This is a genomic window from Succinivibrio dextrinosolvens DSM 3072 (assembly GCF_900167015.1).
Classification (GTDB): domain Bacteria; phylum Pseudomonadota; class Gammaproteobacteria; order Enterobacterales; family Succinivibrionaceae; genus Succinivibrio; species Succinivibrio dextrinosolvens.
Genome location: NZ_FUXX01000076.1, coordinates 1 through 4,944, shown reverse-complemented (window position 1 = coordinate 4,944; position 4,944 = coordinate 1). Strand labels below are relative to the sequence as shown.

Annotated in this window: 5 protein-coding genes; 1 reads left to right on the top strand and 4 read right to left on the bottom strand. The window is 36.7% G+C overall.

Annotation, left to right across the window (positions count from 1 at the left end):
- On the top strand, positions 1-268 hold a 268-nt coding region (locus B5D46_RS12245), incomplete at its 5' end, for a hypothetical protein (RefSeq protein ID WP_200805073.1).
- Positions 269-346: 78 nt separating this feature from the next.
- On the opposite strand, the gene B5D46_RS11730 is transcribed toward B5D46_RS12245, so the two are convergent.
- From B5D46_RS11730 to B5D46_RS11715, 4 genes are all read right to left on the bottom strand, one after another.
- Positions 347-1,339 carry a glycoside hydrolase family 43 protein gene (locus tag B5D46_RS11730; RefSeq protein WP_078929610.1) on the bottom strand — a complete coding sequence of 331 codons (993 nt, stop codon included), beginning with the start codon at positions 1,337-1,339 and terminating at the stop codon, positions 347-349.
- Between the two features lie 40 nt (positions 1,340-1,379).
- Positions 1,380-2,795: an MFS transporter gene (locus B5D46_RS11725; protein WP_078929609.1), complete on the bottom strand. Its 1,416-nt coding sequence runs from the start codon at positions 2,793-2,795 to the stop codon at positions 1,380-1,382.
- 805 nt (positions 2,796-3,600) lie between these two features.
- Entirely contained in the window at positions 3,601-4,347 is a 747-nt protein-coding gene (locus B5D46_RS11720) for an SDR family NAD(P)-dependent oxidoreductase (RefSeq protein WP_078929608.1), read from the bottom strand.
- Between the two features lie 414 nt (positions 4,348-4,761).
- Positions 4,762-4,944 (bottom strand): transposase (locus B5D46_RS11715; protein WP_200805071.1); only part of this gene is annotated, 183 nt, incomplete at its 5' end.

Below are 4,944 nucleotides of genomic sequence, written 5' to 3'. Positions count from 1 at the left end.
AGGTTCTTCCTATAAAGGAAAGATTTTTATACACCTGCTGGCACAAACACTGAGAATGATGCTAAGTGTATCTGCTGCCGCTCATAAAGCAGAAGGAAAGGTATTACCAGGAGAATCACTTGAAAAGGCAATGTTGCAGCTGAAGAAACTGCAGGCCACAAAACCTGCAGGAAGAGGTATATATATAACAAAAGAGATCCCTAAAAAAACTAGAGATCTCTTTGAATTATTCTGTGTACCCTTCCCAAAGAAGCAGATCAAAAATTAGTAACTATGATCTGCGGAGGTTAGGATAATACAAAAAAGAGGTCTCTTTTGTGAAGAGACCTCTTGAAATCAGTTCTATTTATTCAGATTTCATTGTTGCTATTTTACCGTTAGCATCAAACTCTAAAGGCATAACCTTAAGACTTCTTAACCAATCCTTTCCTTCAGATGGCTGACAGTCGTGATGGAAAAGATACCACTGACCTTTATACTCTGTAATAGAGTGGTGGGTGGTCCAACCGCACACAGGCTCAAGAATTACTCCCTGATATGTGAATGGACCGTATGGATTGTCTGCTGTTGCATAGCACAGATAATGGCTATCACCAGTAGAGTAGGTAAAGTAGTATGTTCCATTTCTCTTGAACATCCATGATGCCTCAAAGAATCTATGAGGATCATCTGCCTTGAGTGGGGCTCCACTGTTATCAACAATCAAAACTGGCTTAGGTTCTTCTGCAAACTGAAGCATATCCTCTGACATACGAACAACTCTTGAAGGTAAAGCATCTTCTTTTCCTGAAGGAAGAAGAGTTGGATTGAAGTTCTCTTCACCAACTGATGCTGCTGGCTTTAGCTTGTTATTGCGGTACCACTGAAGCTGTCCTCCCCATAGACCTCCGAAGTAGCAGTATACTTCACCATCGTCATCTTTAAAGACGCAAGGATCGATACTGTATGAGCCGATGATTGGTGCAGGTTCACTCTTGAATGGACCTTCTGGCCTATCACTTACTGCAACACCAAGATGGAATACTCCGTTGTAATCTTTTGCAGAAAATACCAGATAGTATTTACCGTTCTTCTCTACAACATCGTTGTCCCACATCTGTTTTTCTGCCCAAGGAACATCATCAACATCAAGAATAACACCATGATCTGTAACTTCTCCATTCATGACATCATCCATAGACAGAACATGATAGTCTCGCATCTGGAAATGACCGCCATCATCGTCAAAGGCAGCACCACTGTCATAATCATGACTTGGGTAGACATACATACGTCCATTGAATACATTGGCAGATGGATCGGCCATAAAATCTTTTGGGAATAAATATCTTGGTTTCATTTTATTATTATCCTTTCAAACCGTGATTCGTTAAGTATGCTTAGTTGTTTACACGACGAGCTTCAATTTCCTTGTTGATTTCGTCGATCTTCTCATCGCTAAGCTCATACTTTGAAATAATGTACATTGCTAAGACCAGTAACATTGCAGGAATTACGCAAACCAGCCAGCGGATACCTTCCTGTGTAAGAGCAGGTAGTGTTTCCATGTTGTTCATGAAGTATGCTCCGGCAGCGTTACCTACAGACATCATTGCGAAGGCTGTGATGAAGAACAGTGCAACAACTCTTAATGGACGGTTGCGCAGGAACTCTGTCCATAGATCTGAAACCTTAACATTCTTGGTTTCTGACTCGTCCATAACTACACGCTCTTTGGTCTGGGAGAAGCAGAATACTAAAAGTGCAAGACCAATAATTGCATAGATCATCATACAGATAAACCATGCATGAGAATCTCTTGGAAGAGAGCTTGCTCCTGCAACTTCAGGCTTGTAGTTAACCAACCACAGTACAAAGCCAGGAACAACACCACCCAGAGCCATACCTGCTTTGAAGAAGATACCGGTTAATGCGTTAACAATACCTGAAATACGACGGCCAGTGGTGTATTCACCATAGGATATAACCTCAGGAATTAAAGCCCACATATAGCCGGTTGCAACGATTACTCCTGTTGACTTAATAAATTGTGCAATATAGACAAGAGTGATGTTTTCCTGAACTGTGCCAATATGGCTGATGATATAAAGCATTGCCATACCGATGATAGCTACACACAGGAATACGTAAAACATCTGCTTCTTACCAATTTTCTTTTTGATAGCAGGAACAAGAGGCATGAAGATAAATGAAGGAAGAGAACCTAAACCCATGAATAAAGCCATTTCATAAGGAATGTCAGTACCTGCCATTATAGCTACAAGAATAGGTACACCGGCTGAAACACACAGACCGCCGACATTGGCCATAAACATACGGACTGAAGTAAGAATAGTGATTTCATCAGTATCACGGGTCAGTGATGAATTTAATGCACCATAAGGAACGTTAATCAGAGTGTATAACATAGACATTGCAACATAGGTTACATATGCGTATGCGATGGATGGCTGGAAGCCGTCATAGAAGCAGGCAATAGCAAGGATGGTTAAAGGAATACCTCCCATAATGAGGTAGCTTCTGTATTTTCCTAATGAAGGATTGTGCTTATCAACAAATGTGCCAACAAGAGGATCCCAGATTACATCCACAAGACGAACAACCAGAAACATTGTTCCTGCAAGTCCCGCTGATTGAGCTGCATCGCCTCCTAACACATATACGTCGGTATAGAAGAAAAGAAGGTACATGCAAACAGTCTGATAAATAAGATTCTGTGCAAGATCTCCTGCACCAAAGCCGATACGCTGCAGCCAGCTAAGCTTATAGAATCCTTTTTCGTTTTCCTTAGTCATTTTTATTATCCAATTGTTTTAGTTATAAAATCTGTGTTCATCCAATCAAGGACTGTCTGATAATAAAAGTCTGAAAAAAATCCCTCAATGAAATCGCCGTCTCTTTGTGAGCTGGTTCTCAATAAATCCGTAAAAATGTCGAAAATTGCATGCGAATGTGCGTTATTGTTACATAGAAAACGTTTGCGTAATTACAAAAGATAAGAAAAATCATTGAAAAATGGAATATAGAAAGTTTTAGTTAAAGAATAAATAATATATATAAATAAATTATATTATTTATATAACAATAAGTTAGTAAAGATATAAAAAATTATTAAGCGAGAATTGATTTAAATATAATCTTACATCTGTGCATTATTTTAGGGCTTTTTGTGTAAAAGGGATATTCCAATATTTTTGCACTCGAAACTAATTTGCATAATGAAAAATTGACGAATAATGCATAGATTTTTTACTAAATACTGATAGTATTGTTATTGTATTAAAACTAACTTTATTTAAATATTTATTTTTCTGATATTAAGGTTAATATCTTAAATATTAAGAATAATATGCTATTTTAATATGACAAATATAATGTTCTAATATTACTTTTATCCAATATTATTTACTAGATTATTATCTGAATATTTTACTTTATAATCGCAAATAATGTGTGCATTGTAAACGTTTTAAATTAATCGCAAATTTACATAATGTCACATTTCTAACGAAGTGTTCTTACGAAAATATCACTATTTCATGTGGAAAAAAAAGCCCCAGACTTTTCTGTCTGAGGCCTTAGTTAAAAATGTAATTAACTTTACTCTTTAATAAGTGAGGTAAGAAATCCCTCATCTACAGGAATCTCCTTTCCTGTAATATCGTTTGATTTTTCTGAAGCTAAGAATAGGGCAACATCAGCAATGTCTTCAGCTAGAGATTTTTTCTCTGATGGATTTAAAATATCTCTCTCTAGAGCTTTTTCTTTTGACATAGGCAGATCGATGTCTGCGTTAACAATTGTATTAGCCTGAATGTTAAATTTACCCCATTCAACAGCTATACTTCTGCTTAGCATTACAAGTCCGCCTTTTGCTGCGACATATGCTGCGATACCTGGTTTAACCTTGTCTGAGATAAGTGATGCTACGTTAATAATCTTTCCTGCACCAGCTTCCTTCATACCCTCAAAGCATTTTTGGGAGAGAAGAAATGCACCTGTAAGATTGGTCTTGATATTCCTGGTCCAGTCTTCAAGTTCAAGCTTCTCTAATGGCTTTTCAATAGCAAGATCAGTTGCATTTACAAGAATATCTACAACAAGATCTGCTGCAGCAATATGTTCGAAAACCTCTTCTATTGAAGTCTTTGATGTAATATCACAAGGCATTGCAATAGCTTTACCTTCATCATTAGGATCAAGCTCCTGAGCTATTAGAGCGATTCTGTCAGCATCTCTCGAGATTAAATATACAATAGCGCCTTCTTCTACGAATTTCTTTGCAATTGCTTTGCCGATTGGTCGGCTTGCACCTGTAACAATTGCACATTTACCGGATAAAATCATAATCCCTCCAAAAGCACTAAGGCTGTATCTCTAATATAGTGTACATATTTGATTTTATATTAAATTGGAAAAGTTAACAGGATCACTGTCAAAATTCGTGAAGCTTAACTCTTTGTAGTAACAAGTAAAATTTGAAAAAAAGAGGTGTAGCACATATCTTGCTTTTACTGCTTTCTACTTTATTATCAATATGAGTGAAAATTTTGAAGGAAATTGAATTTTTAAAGCTCAAAAAGCAAAAGAGGCTGGCTAAAAAGTATGTCAGCCTCTTTCATTTTTCAAACATAGAATTTTGTTATTTCTAGGGAATTGAAATTTTCAAATACGATTTTGTTGAGATATTTATTTTGATTGGAGATTTTTAGAACTTTTAGAGAGATAAGGTAGGAAGCTTAAGGTATTTCTTGTTCTTTTTTAACTTATTACCGCATTCATTTCATTTCTTATATTGGCCCATTTTCTTATATTATGAGCCAGAGCCACAAGCCCAAATTCAATTATTACCTTCGCTTTAGATCGCAGTCTGAATCTTTTGAAACCGTGATTATATTTGATATCACCGAATACAGCTTCAGGTTCAATTGGTCTCCGGCTTCT

Excerpts from the sequence above, each read along its gene's own strand:
- B5D46_RS11730 (WP_078929610.1), bottom strand. The coding sequence starts at position 1,339 with ATGAAACCAAGATATTTATTCCCAAAAGATTTTATGGCCGATCCATCT.
- B5D46_RS11725 (WP_078929609.1), bottom strand. The coding sequence starts at position 2,795 with ATGACTAAGGAAAACGAAAAAGGATTCTATAAGCTTAGCTGGCTGCAG.
- B5D46_RS11720 (WP_078929608.1), bottom strand. The coding sequence starts at position 4,347 with ATGATTTTATCCGGTAAATGTGCAATTGTTACAGGTGCAAGCCGACCA.